Source organism: Ruegeria sp. HKCCA6707 (assembly GCF_013033515.1).
Classification (GTDB): domain Bacteria; phylum Pseudomonadota; class Alphaproteobacteria; order Rhodobacterales; family Rhodobacteraceae; genus Ruegeria.
Genome location: NZ_WQEG01000005.1, coordinates 1 through 16,538 on the forward strand (window position 1 = coordinate 1; position 16,538 = coordinate 16,538).

A 16,538-nucleotide genomic window follows, 5' to 3' on the forward strand; every position below is an offset into this window, starting at 1 on the left:
TGGTGCCCGGGGGCAGTGTTCTATTCCCGTTACAGGCACCCTCATCAGGTCTCCCGTCAGCAAAACAAGGGGTATCGCGACAACCAAGCCAAGGTCAACAGGCGCGTTGTGTACTACGGTTAGTACTACGGCAGCCCGAAGACCCCGTGCCAAGCGCTATGCCAGTGCGGTTCCCGGGGGCGTACTCACATTGCTTCTGCTGGAGCGGTGAACATAGTTGTCTGCTGGAGGTCTGAGTTGCATTGAGGCCATGGGGGGAAGTGCGAACGCCCCGATGTATGTTGAGGCGCTCATATTTTTCTGGCTCAAACATCCGCGATGAAGCAAGGGTCTTGCACAAGGCCGATACCTCCCCACGTCATTGCGAGAGCATTGCGGTATCCAGCGTTACCTGTGGTGACTTCCTCAATCCCCATATCTGCCAACCCGAGCTTGAAGGTTTCGTGGTTGCGGATGCGGCGTCGGAAGTTGGAAGCGTCATATCCAAGAGCGGATCGCAGTTCGGTGAACGGTAACCTCCCCTCAGGATGGCCATCGAAGAACCTCTCGATGTAGGTCAACGCTTCTTGGACCTTGCCTTTGGGCTTGCTCTTGCCGGGCCTCCATGACCTGATCGCGCAGCCGGGGAAAACCTTGGGTAGTAGAGTACGAATGCCTGACCGCTTCGGGGCGATGATATAGGCGTTGCAGGGACCGCACTCGGAGCCAGTGCCCTGCCTGACTGAGGATCGACACAAAGCCTGCAGGATGTGGTGCATGTGCTCTCCTGCTGCCATCTCTTCCACGAGGGTCTTGGAGACCTCCTGATCATTCGAGATGCCGCAGTAATATCGCGCTTTCACCTCATAGTCCGTCTCCGGGTGGTTGTTCAAACCTGCCAATATGACGTTCTGGACATGGCGGTACTCGTTCGTTCCCTGATGCTTGCCCCAGTTAAGGAAGCTGACACGGTCGGGGTTTGAACTGAGCAGCCCCCTAATCTGATCGGGAATGGCCCCATTCTTGACCCCTTTGTGATACACAACCAGCCACGGCTCCTCGGGCTTGCTGTCGATCAGTTGGGCGATCTCCTGCGCTAGAGCTTCGCCGTTCTTCAACCACGCATTCTTCCCAGACCCCTTGTTCATGACGTTGACAGTAAGGCTTCCGTAGCTCTTGGCCGCTGAGGGCAGTCGTAAAAGGTTCCCCAGATGCTTCTCCCACAGCTCATAGGTTGCACGAACACGCCCAGAGGCGTCGAGGATCACCATGGGGGCCAGATCGCCTGGTATCGCGTCTCGGCTGTCGAGCGCAGTGATGACCGGGGAGGCGTTGTTGGGCTTTCGCAGGAGAACGCATCGACCTGAAAGAGCGTACAGGGCGTCGAGATAGGAGGCATGTCGTTGATCCAGACCCCTCCGGACCGACAACAAGCTGATCCCAGTGGTTGCTTCGACGTCAGGCCAAGTACAGGTCCCTTGACCAAATGAGGCTTCAATCTCACCCTCCAGCTTCTCGATCAGTTCAACCAGCGCCGGATGTGAGAACCGAAGCGGATCACGCAAGGATGCAAGCTGATCCGCGTTGAGGGAGACAACCTCGCCTGGAAGCACCGCCTCGTCCCATACCCGGACAGCGCGGACCTTGCCTCGATACTGGAAGACACCAACATCCCCAAAACAACGGCCACGGCAACGGCTGATGACCATGGCGTGAGTGGTGAACAGAATACGGGCCTCGCTTGGCGGTACAGAACTCATACGGTTGACCTCTTCGTCAGACGTCAGGACCGCGAAGTCAGCCTCGTCGAGGTTCATCTCCTTGGCCAGGCGAGCAATCTCCTCCAGACGGGTGACGCAGAGCAGGACCGCCACGCCGTCATGGTGTTCGGACCTCAGAAGGTGCTGGACGAAATGGATCAACGTCGTTGTCTTCCCGACACCAGGATCGAGGCTCGACAGGAAGAAGTAGGTACGCGATGTCCCATCAGCCATAGCGACCAGTGTAGCAACAAGTTCTCGCAGGGCTATAGCGACATCCTGCGGTGTAGTACCCCCTGCCCGTTGAGCCAGTTCTTTCAGCAAGGAGGTGGTCGTCGCTTCAGCCAGGTCGCCCAAGCCATAGCTGGTACAATCTCTATAGAAAGGTCTTAATGGTGTTTGTACCACCGAGCTTGACCCATGCTGAGAAGCACAAGCCAGTCCAGTGGTCAAAGCAAATGCTTGAGCCATGAGCAGGTCCTTGATCTAGTTGTTGTCGAAGAAGAGGTTGAAGTAGAAACACTCCCACCGTCACCAAAGGATCACCTAAACAAAGCGGGTGATCTCAATGGTGGGCGGCTAGTTTGCTCTTGCAGTTGTCTTGATTTGACTGCGACACAAAAGCCTTTGAACGGCCTCGACTTGTTCGCTTTCTGGTTGCTAAATGGCCGCAGAGAAAAACTACCCGCTGTTTGCAGGCGGAATAACCATCTGAGGGGCAACAAGAATTGAACGTTCAGCAGCACAAAAAACTAACGGATGACATATGGGAGATAGCGAAGCGGCTTCGCGGTCCTTACCGCCCCCCTCAGTATCGCCTTGTAATGCTGCCAATGGTGGTTTTACGACGCTTGGATTGTGTTCTTGAAGATAGCATCGATCGCGTTCACGCGGAATACTCTCGCCTCAAAGCTGCAGGAACACCTGAAAAGGCGATGGAGCGAATGCTCGCGAAAGTCGCCGACCCGGATCGAAAACAGCCGCTCTACAACACGAGCAGGTACACCTTTGAAAGGCTGACCGCTGACGCTGAGAACATTGCCCCGAACCTAGTTGCCTACATTAACGGCTTCTCACCTACGGCCCGCGCTATCTTCGAGAAGTTCAATTTCGCCGAGCAAATTGAGAAGCTCGAAAATAGCAACCGACTGTTCAACATTGTGCAACAGATGGCCACAATCCCGTTGCATCCCAACGAGGTGGACAACCTTCAGATGGGATACCTTTTTGAACATCTGGTGATGAAGTTCAACGAGCAGGCCAATGAGGAAGCAGGGGACCACTTCACTCCGCGTGAGGTCATCGAGTTGATGGCAAACATCATCTACACAGGTGAAAAGGACGTTTACAAACCCGGCATCTACAGGACGATTTATGACCCCACTTGCGGTACGGGTGGGATGCTTTCTGTCTCAGAGCAGCATATCCGAGCGGGTAACGGAGCGGCAAACCTGGCGCTTTTCGGGCAGGAGTACAATGATGAGAGTTGGGCAATCTGCTGTTCGGACATGCTCATCAAGGATGAAGAGACAAACAATATAATCCTTGGAGACACCCTAGGTGACGGTAAAACCCGCGACGGTTTCGAGGGGCGCCAGTTTCATTATATGCTCGCCAACCCCCCGTTTGGCGTAGACTGGAAAGACCAGAAGAAAGTTGTCGAGAAGGAGCATAAGACGCTAGGTTTCAACGGTCGCTTCGGCGCGGGAACACCAGACATCGACGACGGCTCGTTACTTTTCCTTCAGCACATGATTTCCAAGATGCACCCGAACCCGGACGCCGGCGGAGATGGCTCCAAGATCGCTGTTGTGTTCAACGGATCACCCCTTTTCTCTGGTAGCGCAGGCGGTGGTCCGTCCAGTATCCGTCGCTGGATTATCGAGAACGATTGGCTGGATGCGATCATCGGTCTACCAGACCAGCTCTTCTACAACACCGGCATCCACACCTACATCTGGTTGGTGACGAACCGAAAGCCGCCTGAAAGACGTGGCCAGGTTCAACTGATTGATGGCACCTTGTTCGCCGAGCGAATGGACAAGAGCCTGAACAACAAGCGCCACTGCATCACTGACGACCAGATCGCCCAGCTGACACGCATCTACGGCAACTACCTCGACGGTGAACGGGCAGAAGTGGTGGTGGACAAGAAGACCGGCGAAAAGGTGAAACGCACTGTCTCTCGCGTTTTCAAGAACCACGAGTTCGGCTTTCTGCGTATCGTTGTGGAGCGTCCCTTGCGTATGAACTTTCAGACCTCACCCGAGCGCATTGCCCGGCTTGATCAGCTCGACCCAAACAAGCACCCCGTTGGCGACTTTCGCGAAGTGGCAGAGGCAATGGATGCAGATCATCTCTACATGGACCTCGCCGAATTCGACGCGGATGTTGTAGAGGCAGCGGCAAACCTGAGGATCAAGCTGAGCAAACCCGAGCGGAAAACCCTTTGGACTACCATTGGTGATAAGGACCAGAAAGCAGAGGAATGTATCTGGGTCGGTAATCGACCAGAGCCTGACGCCGAACTACGAGATACAGAGAACGTTCCTTTGCCCGATGCGACTGAATTACCTCTGCCCATGGCATTTGGACCCGACCCACAGAACAAGCTGAATGGCGACGTGGTCAACATGATGACCCCGGCCATTGATGCATACATGGAGGCCAAAGTTAAGCCACACGTGCCCGATGCCTGGGTGGACTACAAAAAGACCAAGGTCGGCTATGAAATACCGTTCAACCGACATTTTTACGTCTACAAGCCCCCGCGTGAGCTGAACGAGATCGAATGCGAGATTGAGACGTTGGAAGTTGAGATCGCCAAACTACTGGAAGGTCTGACAGGATGAGCTTTGTCGCCCGACCAGATAGCAGCCCCAAATGGGCCGACGACCTGCCAGAAGGTTGGACCGCTGATTGGGTCAAATGGTCCGTCGCTTTCGCGTCGGCCAAGCCCGATGGCGAAGACATAGAAAAGCTGCCCTATATCTCGAACGAGGACATTGCGTCGTGGACCGGAAGGTTGCTGAAGGAAGACCCGGAGCCTGCCGATAAAGAGGGGCGCCTCTTCCGGCGCGATGACGTGCTTTTCAATAAGCTGCGCCCCTATCTCGCCAAGGTCTATCATGCCGATTTCGACGGGATCAGCTCGGGCGAGTTACTGAACTTGCGGGCGTCAGAACGTGTCCTACCTCGTTTTCTGTTTCATTTGCTATCATCCTATCCGTTTGTCGACATCATCAATTCCGAGAGCTTCGGAACGAAGATGCCCCGCGCAGATTGGGAGATTGTGGGTCACCAACCGTTGCCACTTCCCGACCTGGATACACAGCGGCGGATTGCGGGGTATTTGGATAACAAGACGAGGCAGATTGATGCACTGATCGAGAAGAAACGGGCGCTGCTGGACCGTCTTTCTGAGAAGCGTCAAGCCCTCATTACACGCGCTGTCACTCGCGGCCTCAACCTCGATGTGCCTCTGAAAGACAGCGGTAGCAAGTGGTTGGGTAACATCCCGGAGCATTGGGCGGTAAGGCCATTGAAATGGCGTGTTCGGGTGCAGAGCGGGCAAGTTGATCCCGTGGCAGACGAATTCAAAAGCTTGCCGTTGATCGCGCCAGATCACATCGAACAACGTACTGGCAGGATTGTTGAGGTGAGGACCGCGGACGAACAATCGGCCATGAGTGGAAAGTACCTGTGTGCTCCGACGGCAGTACTTTACTCAAAAATCCGTCCGGCTCTACGAAAAGCCGCTGTCTTCGGCAATGAGTGCCTGTGTAGCGCCGACATGTATGCGCTCAATCCGGGCGACGAGGTTATGCGAGACTACTTGCTGTTCTTCCTACTTACCGAAGCATTCTCTGCCTATGCGGAACTCTCATCGCTGAGGGTGGCAATGCCGAAAGTAAACCGTGAAGCACTTGGCGTAGTCGAAATATGCATTCCTCCGCTCGATGAGCAAAGGGCAATCGCAAGTTACTGCAGCGAAGAGAACAGCAAGCATCTCGTTGCGATTGATACGGTTGAGCAAAGTGTGGAACGCCTGATCGAATACCGAGCTGCTCTCGTCACTTCAGCCGTGAAAGGTGAAATGGCGGCACTGCTATAAGATGAATATTTCAGTTATTGAAATGGGGTGCACTGCTACCCCTAGCTTGATTAAAGAGGAACCGAGATGTCTAAAAAGTTCTATGAAGGGATAGACGCGCTGAAAGGGCTGATTACGGCAAGCGGTATCCAAGGCGCGTGGCAAGAAAACAACGGCGGGTTTAATTTTCGCTCACAGAAAGGTGGTGTTTTGGGCTTTTGGCCTTCCACTTGCACTGTCAGTGTTCAAGGCAAATCGCCAGGCAAGGAAGAACTTGATGCTGTACTTGCTGGGGCAGATACAGCGGCTCCTGCAGCTGAGGCAAAGGCTGACAAACCCAATAGAAGGGTGTTTGTTGTTTATGGACATGACGACGGCGCTCGAACCCAACTAGATGCGATGCTGCGCCGTTGGGGATTGGAGCCGGTTATTCTCGACCAGTTACCTTCAAAAGGACAAACGATCATCGAAAAGCTCGAAGACTATACCGAAGATGTCGGGTTTGGTGTTGTTCTTGCGACACCGGACGACATGGGTCACGCAAAGGATCATGAAGATCAAAATGCATATAGGGCACGTCAGAATGTGGTGCTTGAACTTGGAATGCTCTTGGTGAAACTTGGACGTCCCAAGGTAGCCATTCTGCTTGGTGCTCAAGTTGAAATGGAACGCCCTTCTGACATCCAGGGCCTTATCTACATCCCATTCAAAGACAATCTAGAGAAAGAAGCCGGAACGCTCCTAGCCAAAGAAATGGCTGAGCAGGGTTACGAGATCGACGTGAAGAACCTTTGAAATGGCAGGACACACCGAAACGGACTTCGAGAAGGCGATCGAACATGGACTTACCTCCGCAGGAGGCTATTCCAGTCGTGCGCCCGGTGATTTCAACGAGGACCTGTGCCTTTTCCCGTCTGATGTCGTTGGCTTCCTCAAAGACACCCAAAGTCAGAAATGGGACCAGCTGGAAACCCTGTTGAAAGGTCAAACCGAAGATCAGGTGCTGTCCGACCTGGCCAAGGAACTCAAGACAAAAGGCACGTTGCATGTACTGCGCCACGGGTTCCGTTGCTATGGAAAAACCCTGCGGCTTGCCTATTTCCAACCGAACACGGGCATGAACCCAGAGACCACCGCGCTCTATACTCAGAACCGCCTGACGATCACTCGACAGGTTGCTTTCACATCGGTGAAGAAAGCACCAAGCGGCAAGCCGAAGCGATGCATCCTCGATGTGACACTTGCGGTGAATGGGTTGCCGGTGGTGACAGCTGAGTTAAAGAACCCACTGACCGGCCAACGTGCGGCAGACGCCAAGAAGCAATACGTGCGGGACCGTGACGAACGTGACCTGATGTTCAAGTTCAAGGAACGAGCCCTTGTGCACTTTGCCGTGGACCCAGACGAGGTGTGGATGACAACGCGGTTGAAAGGGGGAGAGACGTTCTTCCTACCGTTCAATAAAGGGCATGGCAGGGGCGCGGGCAACCCGCCAGTCGAGGACAACTGGAAAACCGCGTACCTGTGGGATGAAGTCTTGGCAAGGGATAGCCTTTTGGACATCCTGCAACGCTTTATGCACCTGGAGGTAAAAGAAAAGAAGATCGCCACCGACAAGGGGCCGAAGACTGTCAGCAAAGAAACGATGATCTTCCCCAGATACCATCAGCTTGACGCAGTGCGAAAGCTAGTGAGGCACTCCAAGGAGCATGGTGCAGGACGCAACTACCTAGTGCAGCATTCTGCGGGATCGGGAAAGTCGAACAGCATCGCGTGGCTGGCCCACCGATTGTCTGGGCTGCATGACGCATTTGACACCAAGGTTTTTCACTCGGTCATTGTTGTGACAGATCGGCTCGTGCTGGATCAGCAATTGCAGAACACGATCTATCAGTTTGAACACAAGACTGGGGTCGTGGAGAAAATCGACGAGAATACGCAGCAGCTTGCCCGCGCAATCTCAAACGGTGTGCCTATCATCATCTCTACGATCCAGAAATTCCCCTTCATAGCCCAGGCACTGCGGACGCTTGCTGACAAGGGCGAGGAACTGTCGCTTTCCACCGAAGGCAAGCGCTATGCCGTGATCGTCGATGAAGCACATTCTTCCCAGACGGGTGAAACTGCATCTGCTCTGCGTGGGATGTTGAACAAGGATGGTATCGAGGCCGCGATCGCCGAACAGTTGTCAGACGTGGAAGACGAAAACCTGACCGAAGAGGCCAAGCGGGCAATCTTGCGCGACACCCTGCGAAGAGGTCGACAGCCCAACCTCAGCTTCTTTGCCTTCACAGCTACCCCTAAGTTCAAAACAAAAGCGATGTTCGATGAGCCGGGGTCGGACGGACAATCACCGTTCCACGAGTACACCATGAAGCAGGCCATCGAAGAGAGCTTCATCATGGATGTTCTCAGGAACTACACAACTTTCAAGCGCTTCTATGGGTTAGTGAAGCAGGTCGAAAACGACCCACAGGTACCGAAACGAGCGGCAGCGAAGGCGCTCACGCAGTTCTTAACATTGCATCCGCACAATATCGATCAAGTTGTGACTATCATTGTTGAACATTTCCGATCCAACGTAATTCATGAGATCGGTGGGCGAGCGAAAGCAATGGTGGTTACTGGCTCACGTCTCGAAGCGGTGCGCTACAAGCTGGCTTTTGATCGGTACATCGAAGATCAAGAATACAGCGGCATTCGTTCGTTGATCGCTTTCTCAGGAACAGTTGAAGACCCAGAAATACCAGAAAGCTCATTTTCCGAAGTGGGGATGAACAATGGTCTACCGGAAGCCGAGTTGCCCGAAACCTTTGATAGCGATCAGTTCCGGGTCTTGCTGGTCGCTGAGAAGTATCAGACAGGTTTCGATCAGCCCCTGCTTCAAACCATGTACGTAGTGAAACGATTGGCGGGAGTGCAAGCAGTTCAGACCCTCTCAAGGCTGAACCGCATGGCACCAGGCAAGTCACGAACTTTTGTCCTCGACTTTGCCAATGAAGAGGAGGACATCTTCAACGCGTTCAAGCCCTACTATGAAGAAACGCCAGTCGGTGAGAACGCGGACCCACAAAGGCTCAACGAGTTGCAGCACCGTTTGTTGGAATGGGCGATCTTCACCCATGAGGATGTGAGTGCTTTTTCCTCTGTGTGGTACGGGAAAACAAAAGAGCACACGACTTCTGATCATCGTGTCATGAACGCCGTCTTGGATCGGGCGGTGGTTGCTTTCCAGGGGCGCGAAGAAGAAGAGCGAGAGGAGTTCAGAGGGCAGATTACAGCCTTTCGCAATCTCTACGCCTTTCTTTCGCAGATCATCCCTTATCAGGACAGCGAACTTGAGCAGTTCTACACGTTTTGCCGAAACCTGATTTCAAAACTCCCGCCTCCAGGAGATGGCTCATCGTTCACTTTGGATGATGAGGTAGCCTTGAAGTACTTTCGTATACAGCAAATGACGCAGGGTTCAATCGACCTCGATGATGGTGATGCGGACCCGCTCAAGGGGCCCACTGACGTCGGAACAGCGGGAAGAAAGGATGAAGAGGTCGGACTTCGAGACCTCGTCGACCGGTTGAATGAGCGGTTCGGGACAAACTTCACTCGTGCTGATCAGCTTTTCTTCGAGCAGGTCAGAGAAAGTGCAGAGAGTGACGAGCGCATCGTAGAGGCCGCACTCGCCAACAAATACGATAACTTCTCATCTTTCTTGGAGCGGATATTGGATGAGTTATTTATTGACCGCATGGATGGGAACGAAGAAGTGTTCTCGAAGGTCATGAGCGACCAACCATTCCGGGCCGAAGTACACAAAGGATTGTCGCGTGAGCTCTACGAGAGGATCAGAGCTGGCAGACGGCACTAAAAAGCCCCAACTAATCTGAACTACAAATATTACCCTTCGAATTTAGGGCCCACCATTGAGATCACCCGCTTTGTTTAGGTGATCCTTTGGTGACGGTGGGAGTGTTTCTACTTCAACCTCTTCTTCGACAACAACTAGATCAAGGACCTGCTCATGGCTCAAGCATTTGCTTTGACCACTGGACTGGCTTGTGCTTCTCAGCATGGGTCAAGCTCGGTGGTACAAACACCATTAAGACCTTTCTATAGAGATTGTACCAGCTATGGCTTGGGCGACCTGGCTGAAGCGACGACCACCTCCTTGCTGAAAGAACTGGCTCAACGGGCAGGGGGTACTACACCGCAGGATGTCGCTATAGCCCTGCGAGAACTTGTTGCTACACTGGTCGCTATGGCTGATGGGACATCGCGTACCTACTTCTTCCTGTCGAGCCTTGATCCTGGTGTCGGGAAGACAACGACGTTGATCCATTTCGTCCAGCACCTTCTGAGGTCCGAACACCATGACGGCGTGGCGGTCCTGCTCTGCGTCACCCGTCTGGAGGAGATTGCTCGCCTGGCCAAGGAGATGAACCTCGACGAGGCTGACTTCGCGGTCCTGACGTCTGACGAAGAGGTCAACCGTATGAGTTCTGTACCGCCAAGCGAGGCCCGTATTCTGTTCACCACTCACGCCATGGTCATCAGCCGTTGCCGTGGCCGTTGTTTTGGGGATGTTGGTGTCTTCCAGTATCGAGGCAAGGTCCGCGCTGTCCGGGTATGGGACGAGGCGGTGCTTCCAGGCGAGGTTGTCTCCCTCAACGCGGATCAGCTTGCATCCTTGCGTGATCCGCTTCGGTTCTCACATCCGGCGCTGGTTGAACTGATCGAGAAGCTGGAGGGTGAGATTGAAGCCTCATTTGGTCAAGGGACCTGTACTTGGCCTGACGTCGAAGCAACCACTGGGATCAGCTTGTTGTCGGTCCGGAGGGGTCTGGATCAACGACATGCCTCCTATCTCGACGCCCTGTACGCTCTTTCAGGTCGATGCGTTCTCCTGCGAAAGCCCAACAACGCCTCCCCGGTCATCACTGCGCTCGACAGCCGAGACGCGATACCAGGCGATCTGGCCCCCATGGTGATCCTCGACGCCTCTGGGCGTGTTCGTGCAACCTATGAGCTGTGGGAGAAGCATCTGGGGAACCTTTTACGACTGCCCTCAGCGGCCAAGAGCTACGGAAGCCTTACTGTCAACGTCATGAACAAGGGGTCTGGGAAGAATGCGTGGTTGAAGAACGGCGAAGCTCTAGCGCAGGAGATCGCCCAACTGATCGACAGCAAGCCCGAGGAGCCGTGGCTGGTTGTGTATCACAAAGGGGTCAAGAATGGGGCCATTCCCGATCAGATTAGGGGGCTGCTCAGTTCAAACCCCGACCGTGTCAGCTTCCTTAACTGGGGCAAGCATCAGGGAACGAACGAGTACCGCCATGTCCAGAACGTCATATTGGCAGGTTTGAACAACCACCCGGAGACGGACTATGAGGTGAAAGCGCGATATTACTGCGGCATCTCGAATGATCAGGAGGTCTCCAAGACCCTCGTGGAAGAGATGGCAGCAGGAGAGCACATGCACCACATCCTGCAGGCTTTGTGTCGATCCTCAGTCAGGCAGGGCACTGGCTCCGAGTGCGGTCCCTGCAACGCCTATATCATCGCCCCGAAGCGGTCAGGCATTCGTACTCTACTACCCAAGGTTTTCCCCGGCTGCGCGATCAGGTCATGGAGGCCCGGCAAGAGCAAGCCCAAAGGCAAGGTCCAAGAAGCGTTGACCTACATCGAGAGGTTCTTCGATGGCCATCCTGAGGGGAGGTTACCGTTCACCGAACTGCGATCCGCTCTTGGATATGACGCTTCCAACTTCCGACGCCGCATCCGCAACCACGAAACCTTCAAGCTCGGGTTGGCAGATATGGGGATTGAGGAAGTCACCACAGGTAACGCTGGATACCGCAATGCTCTCGCAATGACGTGGGGAGGTATCGGCCTTGTGCAAGACCCTTGCTTCATCGCGGATGTTTGAGCCAGAAAAATATGAGCGCCTCAACATACATCGGGGCGTTCGCACTTCCCCCCATGGCCTCAATGCAACTCAGACCTCCAGCAGACAACTATGTTCACCGCTCCAGCAGAAGCAATGTGAGTACGCCCCCGGGAACCGCACTGGCATAGCGCTTGGCACGGGGTCTTCGGGCTGCCGTAGTACTAACCGTAGTACACAACGCGCCTGTTGACCTTGGCTTGGTTGTCGCGATACCCCTTGTTTTGCTGACGGGAGACCTGATGAGGGTGCCTGTAACGGGAATAGAACACTGCCCCCGGGCACCATTCCCAACAGGTAAGCTACTGTTTCCCTTCAGCTTTCACTGGAGCTGAACAAGGGCGTAGTACATGCTGGAGCTATGCCGTTGCTTCCAGCCATTTGCTCAGCACTTCAAGCGGATAGCCCTTGCCATATCCATGCCCTACGCCTTCGGTTTGCCAGCCACCTATCTGGTCGACGATGTCGGACGGACACTCGACAGCGCGAAGCCTGTCACGCATCGAATGACGAAAGCTGTGCATGGTGCAACGGCTTGGTACATATGGCTTCATCCATTTGTTCAGCGCGGCACTGGCAGAATTAGCGTTCGTGGTTTTCGATTTGTTGTACCGGGGAAAAGCGAACTGGCTGTCAGTGTTCTCAGAGAGCAAGCGCTTGGCGGCCCATAGTGACGCCCCGACCAGAGGCACCTTTCGGTTGCTGCCTGATGTCTTCAGCCGACGCCAAGGATGCTCTTGGACAACTACGTGAGGCAATGGGTCATTCAGCTCGAAATCCTCTTTGAGCAAACCCGCAGCTTCTGCAAGCCGCATCCCTGTGTCCGAGACCAACGCAACCAGCCATCGCAAGTCGTCATCAAGGGACCGGCATTTGGATTGCAGAGAGCGGATCGCTTCGATTGGCATAGGTTCACGATCTTCGACACCGGCACTTCTGTCGTAGTACACACCAGCGAATGGGTTGGTCAGTGTGATACCGGCTTCAGAAGCAGCGAAGTTGATGACTGATCTGACGGTCCCAAAGATGCGGGTTATACTGCTACCCGCTAATTCTCGCTTCACCAGCTCGTCGCGAAACGCATTGGCATCCGCCTTGGTATAGCTTCTGATGTCTTTGTCCCCGCAGACATCCAAGACATAGCCACACGACCGCTCAGCAGCCCTGTGGAAGGTGATTGGACGTCCTTGCCCCTTCAGCTGCAGATAGACTGACACGGCTTCTGAGAGCTTTACGGCGTCAACGCTGGCTTGATCGGTGCATGACATCGAAGACCCAAAGTCGACCGCAGCTCCCATCCTCAGAAGATGCTTGCCCGGCAGGTCTACGTCTTGGATGCGTAGGTGATACCAGTGTTCATCCAGTTGCTGAGCAGCTCTTTGCGCTCGGGACTTTGCAACCGCTGCTGATCTTGTCCGCAGCGAGAACGATATTTTTCCGGTGGTGTAGTGGTGATCGAGGTCCTTCGGGATCCGTCGTGTGAAGTAGAAGATCCCTGCTTTTACAAATGAGAAGGGAACGGTTTTGTTCTCCAGCATGTACTACGCCCTTGTTCAGCTCCAGTGAAAGCTGAAGGGAAACAGTAGCTTACCTGTTGGGAATGGTGCCCGGGGGCGGAATCGAACCACCGACACGAGGATTTTCAATCCACTGCTCTACCCCTGAGCTACCCGGGCACGGGAACGGTGTTTGCCGTTGGGTGGACGCGTTCTATGATTTGCCACGGGGAGTGTCCAGAGGCTTTTTTACATTTTTTCAGTGTGGTCCTGTCACTGGCGGAACTTGTGCTTCGGGCTCAGCATCAAGGTCTTCTTCGCGTTGCGACGGAACTGCGTAGGAACCGTTCAACCATTTGGCCAGATCGACATCCGCGCAGCGTTTTGAGCAGAAGGGGCGGAACTTCTGAACCGTGTCTTCTTGGCAGATCGGGCAACTCATTTCAGGATCTCTGCAAGGGGGGCTCTGCCCCGTTTTCGATGCAGTTCAAAATGGCCCAGCGGGGTCCAGCCTGCAAGCGTTGTCTCGTCCGGGTCGGATCGGAACGCAGCTTTCAAGGCCGCTTCGAACCCGCGCCTATCTTTCTTGGGCATGGGGGCGAGATCCAGGGTAATTTGACCGGCCAACCCGCGCAGGCGCAAAGCGCGGGGCAGCCTCTTGGCGCAGGCGAAATTGGCCTTGGTACCTGCGGCCAGTGATGAATCAGCCCCCGTGTTCACGTCTACCGCAACCAGGGCACGCGTGGGCTCGATATAGAGCGTTCCGGCACCTGGGAGCGGTTCGGCGATGCCACGCGCCACGTCCAGCGCATCCAGAACCCCATGGGTTTCGAACCCGCCTGCCTTGGTTTCGACCTCTGCCGGATCGGTCCAGTCGCGCCAGGCCAGAAGATGGGGACCATCGCCTTCGCTGAGCAGTTCGGGTTCGGTTCCGGCGTCACCCATCACCTGCTCGGCCTGGGCCTGCATGGCCGAGATATCTTCGGCGATTTCGTCGTCATCCGCGCTGGCACAGCACGAGCGCAAGATCAGGCCATAAGCGCTGCCGTCCATCTGCGCGTGGGCAATCTCAATCAAGCGGTCCCGCGTGTTGTCATCCTTGATGCTGCGCGAGATATTCAGGCCAGGCGCGTCGGGTGTGACGATGGCATAGCGGCTTTTGAACAGGATACGATTGGTCACCGGGATGGCCTTGCCCGGCTCAGCATATCCGCTGACCTGAACCAAAAGCAGGGCACCCGGGGCCAGCCCTTTGACCTGACGCAAAAAAGCGGGGCCGTCGGGGGTGGTCAGGAACATGCCGCCTTGCCCCTTCACCGGGCGATCCGCGCGGGCGCGGTAGATCGTGCCCGGGGCGGGCGCATCCGCTTCGATCAGGAAGTCGTCGAGCTTGCCGTCAACCATCAGAGCCGCAGCTTCGCGTCCCTGTATATGGTCCAAAACGATTGTGCGACCTTTCATGATGCCTCGCGATACAGAGGATATCCGATGCCTTGCAACAGCGCTGCTGTTTCGGACAAAGGCAGCCCGACAATGCCGGTGAACGAGCCTGAAATCCACGGGATGAACGCACTTGCAGGGCCTTGAATCGCATAAGCGCCGGCTTTGCCCTGCCAATCATTGGTTGCCAGATAGGCGTTGATTTCGACATCCGACAGGCGTTTGACTTTGACCTGAGACACGACATCGCGCTGCAAAACGCGGTCTCCGCGTCGCACTGCGACCGATGTGATCACACGGTGACGGCGGCCGGACAGCGCGTGCAGGAACTCAGCTGCTTCGCCTGCGTTTTCAGGTTTGCCGAGGATGCGGCGCCCCAAGGCAACCGTGGTATCGGCGCATAGGGTGATATCGTCAGGATCGGCCTCAACCGCCTGCACCTTTTCGCGCGTTATGCGGTTGCAATAGGGCAGAGGCAATTCGGCCTTCAATGGCGTTTCGTCAATGTCGGGCGGGCGAATGGCATCCGGCTGCACGCCAAGCTGCGCCAGCAGGTCCAGCCGCCTTGGGCTGCCCGATCCAAGAACAAACGCCATAAGTTCAGAGCGTTACTTAAAGCGATAGTTGATCCGACCCTTGGTCAGATCATAAGGGGTCATCTCGACCTGCACTTTGTCGCCAGCCAGAACACGGATGCGGTTCTTGCGCATCTTGCCTGCCGTATGTGCGATGATCTCATGGCCGTTTTCCAGCTCGACCCGAAACGTCGCATTCGGCAGGAGTTCCTTCACGACACCGGGAAATTCGAGCGTATCTTCCTTGGCCATGTTGTCTCCATCTTTACGTTGCACTCGCAGAATCTGCGAGGATGTGCGCCTAAATGGGCCTATTTGCCCCTTATTTCAAGGGCGGAATCACCTCAACGAAGAGATTGTGACCGATTCGACTCGGGGCTGTTGCTCGTCCCAATGGGTGCGGTTCAGCACATGCCCGTCGGCGCGAACCTGAGAAATCGCCGAGAGATCAACCTCGGCATAGGTCCATCCCGGCTGGTTCAATTGTCCTTGGGCCAACACGCCGGTTTCAGGGAAACCTTTGTCAGGTGGACCAAAGACACCGCCCGCACCGGTATTCATATCCACGGCCTCGGACCAGTCATTGTCGCCCACCAACGAGGCCATGACCGTCACGCATTGGTTTTCCAACGCCCGGGCCATGGCGCCGATCCGAACGCGCCAATAGCCCGATAGCGCTTCGGTGCAGGATGGAACAAGGATCAGATCAGCCTCGCTCAGCGCGCGACCCAGCAAGGGAAACTCGCTGTCATAGCAGATTAGGATGCCGATCCTGCCCAGCGCGGTGTCAAACAGTTTCAGCGGACCACCGGGTACGATGTCCCAGGTCTCACGCTCGAACCGGGTCATGATTTGCTTGTCCTGATGATCCTGCGCGCCCTCGGGCGTATACAGAACCGCGCGGTTCGCAGGCCGACCGGGTCCGTCCAGCACTGGGGCTGAAGCCCCCAAAATGTGAACCTTATGCTCTTGAGCAAGGCGCTGGTGCAGCGCCTCTGCGGCCTCCATCCGATCCGAAACCGCGCGGATCGAGCGTTCGAGATCCCCTGCCGCTTCCGCGCCGTCCAGCGTCGAAAGCTCCATCGCGCCGTATTCGGGAAAGACAAGCAGGGCAGCCCCCTGCCCAGCAGCCTCAGAAACCCAGCAGTGCAACTTGTCTTCGTACTGCGCCCAGCTGTCCAGCCAGGTCAGATCATAAGCAGCAGTTGCGATTTTCATTGCCCGGCCTTTCCCGAATACACCGGGACAGTAAAG

At 55.3% G+C, this 16,538-nt stretch carries 12 protein-coding genes and 1 tRNA gene; 5 read left to right on the forward strand and 8 right to left on the reverse strand.

All coding sequences use genetic code 11. The annotated features are described in order from the left end of the window. Window positions 1-305: 305 nt before the first annotated feature. Entirely contained in the window at window positions 306-2,210 is a 1,905-nt protein-coding gene (locus GOW40_RS12880) for a hypothetical protein (protein ID WP_171231002.1), read from the reverse strand. A gap of 257 nt (window positions 2,211-2,467) precedes the next feature. Here GOW40_RS12880 and GOW40_RS12885 point away from each other — a divergent pair, with 257 nt between their 5' ends. The 5 genes from GOW40_RS12885 (at window position 2,468) to GOW40_RS12905 (ending at window position 11,755) form a co-directional block, all read left to right on the forward strand. After that, window positions 2,468-4,591 carry a class I SAM-dependent DNA methyltransferase gene (locus GOW40_RS12885; RefSeq protein ID WP_171231003.1) on the forward strand — a complete coding sequence of 708 codons (2,124 nt, stop codon included), beginning with the start codon at window positions 2,468-2,470 and terminating at the stop codon, window positions 4,589-4,591. Next, window positions 4,588-5,853, forward strand: a complete 1,266-nt coding sequence (locus GOW40_RS12890; protein WP_171231004.1) for a restriction endonuclease subunit S — start codon at window positions 4,588-4,590, stop codon at window positions 5,851-5,853. The genes GOW40_RS12885 and GOW40_RS12890 overlap by 4 nt, the downstream gene beginning before the upstream one ends. A gap of 66 nt (window positions 5,854-5,919) precedes the next feature. Beyond that, window positions 5,920-6,627 carry a TIR domain-containing protein gene (locus GOW40_RS12895; protein ID WP_171231005.1) on the forward strand — a complete coding sequence of 236 codons (708 nt, stop codon included), beginning with the start codon at window positions 5,920-5,922 and terminating at the stop codon, window positions 6,625-6,627. 1 nt (window position 6,628) lies between these two features. Beyond that, window positions 6,629-9,697 (forward strand): type I restriction endonuclease subunit R, encoded by a 3,069-nt coding sequence (locus GOW40_RS12900; RefSeq protein WP_171231006.1) that lies wholly within the window; start codon window positions 6,629-6,631, stop codon window positions 9,695-9,697. A gap of 153 nt (window positions 9,698-9,850) precedes the next feature. After that, on the forward strand, window positions 9,851-11,755 hold the full coding sequence (locus tag GOW40_RS12905) for a hypothetical protein (RefSeq protein ID WP_171231002.1): 1,905 nt from the start codon (window positions 9,851-9,853) through the stop codon (window positions 11,753-11,755). Between the two features lie 377 nt (window positions 11,756-12,132). Here the strand turns inward: GOW40_RS12905 and GOW40_RS12910 are convergent, their stop codons facing one another. The 7 genes from GOW40_RS12910 to GOW40_RS12940 form a co-directional block, all read right to left on the reverse strand. Continuing rightward, complete coding sequence (locus GOW40_RS12910) at window positions 12,133-13,311, reverse strand: DUF6538 domain-containing protein (RefSeq protein WP_171231007.1); 1,179 nt, start codon at window positions 13,309-13,311, stop codon at window positions 12,133-12,135. Window positions 13,312-13,374: 63 nt separating this feature from the next. Next, window positions 13,375-13,449 (reverse strand) — tRNA-Phe (locus GOW40_RS12915). Window positions 13,450-13,528: 79 nt separating this feature from the next. Next, window positions 13,529-13,711: a DNA gyrase inhibitor YacG gene (locus tag GOW40_RS12920; protein ID WP_171130660.1), complete on the reverse strand. Its 183-nt coding sequence runs from the start codon at window positions 13,709-13,711 to the stop codon at window positions 13,529-13,531. Next, the gene (locus GOW40_RS12925; protein WP_171130662.1) at window positions 13,708-14,730 is read right to left on the reverse strand and encodes a ribonuclease E/G; all 1,023 of its coding nucleotides are present in this window, start codon (window positions 14,728-14,730) and stop codon (window positions 13,708-13,710) included. Before GOW40_RS12925 ends, GOW40_RS12920 begins: the two co-directional genes overlap by 4 nt. Next, the gene (locus tag GOW40_RS12930; RefSeq protein WP_171130664.1) at window positions 14,727-15,305 is read right to left on the reverse strand and encodes a nucleoside triphosphate pyrophosphatase; all 579 of its coding nucleotides are present in this window, start codon (window positions 15,303-15,305) and stop codon (window positions 14,727-14,729) included. The genes GOW40_RS12925 and GOW40_RS12930 overlap by 4 nt, the downstream gene beginning before the upstream one ends. 12 nt (window positions 15,306-15,317) lie before the next feature. Continuing rightward, complete coding sequence (gene infA, locus GOW40_RS12935; RefSeq protein ID WP_005978431.1) at window positions 15,318-15,536, reverse strand: translation initiation factor IF-1; 219 nt, start codon at window positions 15,534-15,536, stop codon at window positions 15,318-15,320. Window positions 15,537-15,623: 87 nt separating this feature from the next. After that, the gene (locus tag GOW40_RS12940; protein ID WP_171130667.1) at window positions 15,624-16,502 is read right to left on the reverse strand and encodes a carbon-nitrogen hydrolase family protein; all 879 of its coding nucleotides are present in this window, start codon (window positions 16,500-16,502) and stop codon (window positions 15,624-15,626) included. Window positions 16,503-16,538: the final 36 nt, after the last annotated feature.

Excerpts from the sequence above, each read along its gene's own strand:
- GOW40_RS12925 (WP_171130662.1), bottom strand. The coding sequence starts at position 14,730 with ATGAAAGGTCGCACAATCGTTTTGGACCATATACAGGGACGCGAAGCT.
- GOW40_RS12890 (WP_171231004.1), top strand. The coding sequence starts at position 4,588 with ATGAGCTTTGTCGCCCGACCAGATAGCAGCCCCAAATGGGCCGACGAC.
- GOW40_RS12920 (WP_171130660.1), bottom strand. The coding sequence starts at position 13,711 with ATGAGTTGCCCGATCTGCCAAGAAGACACGGTTCAGAAGTTCCGCCCC.
- GOW40_RS12930 (WP_171130664.1), bottom strand. The coding sequence starts at position 15,305 with ATGGCGTTTGTTCTTGGATCGGGCAGCCCAAGGCGGCTGGACCTGCTG.
- GOW40_RS12880 (WP_171231002.1), bottom strand. The coding sequence starts at position 2,210 with ATGGCTCAAGCATTTGCTTTGACCACTGGACTGGCTTGTGCTTCTCAG.
- GOW40_RS12895 (WP_171231005.1), top strand. The coding sequence starts at position 5,920 with ATGTCTAAAAAGTTCTATGAAGGGATAGACGCGCTGAAAGGGCTGATT.
- GOW40_RS12910 (WP_171231007.1), bottom strand. The coding sequence starts at position 13,311 with ATGCTGGAGAACAAAACCGTTCCCTTCTCATTTGTAAAAGCAGGGATC.
- GOW40_RS12900 (WP_171231006.1), top strand. The coding sequence starts at position 6,629 with ATGGCAGGACACACCGAAACGGACTTCGAGAAGGCGATCGAACATGGA.
- GOW40_RS12905 (WP_171231002.1), top strand. The coding sequence starts at position 9,851 with ATGGCTCAAGCATTTGCTTTGACCACTGGACTGGCTTGTGCTTCTCAG.
- infA (WP_005978431.1), bottom strand. The coding sequence starts at position 15,536 with ATGGCCAAGGAAGATACGCTCGAATTTCCCGGTGTCGTGAAGGAACTC.
- GOW40_RS12940 (WP_171130667.1), bottom strand. The coding sequence starts at position 16,502 with ATGAAAATCGCAACTGCTGCTTATGATCTGACCTGGCTGGACAGCTGG.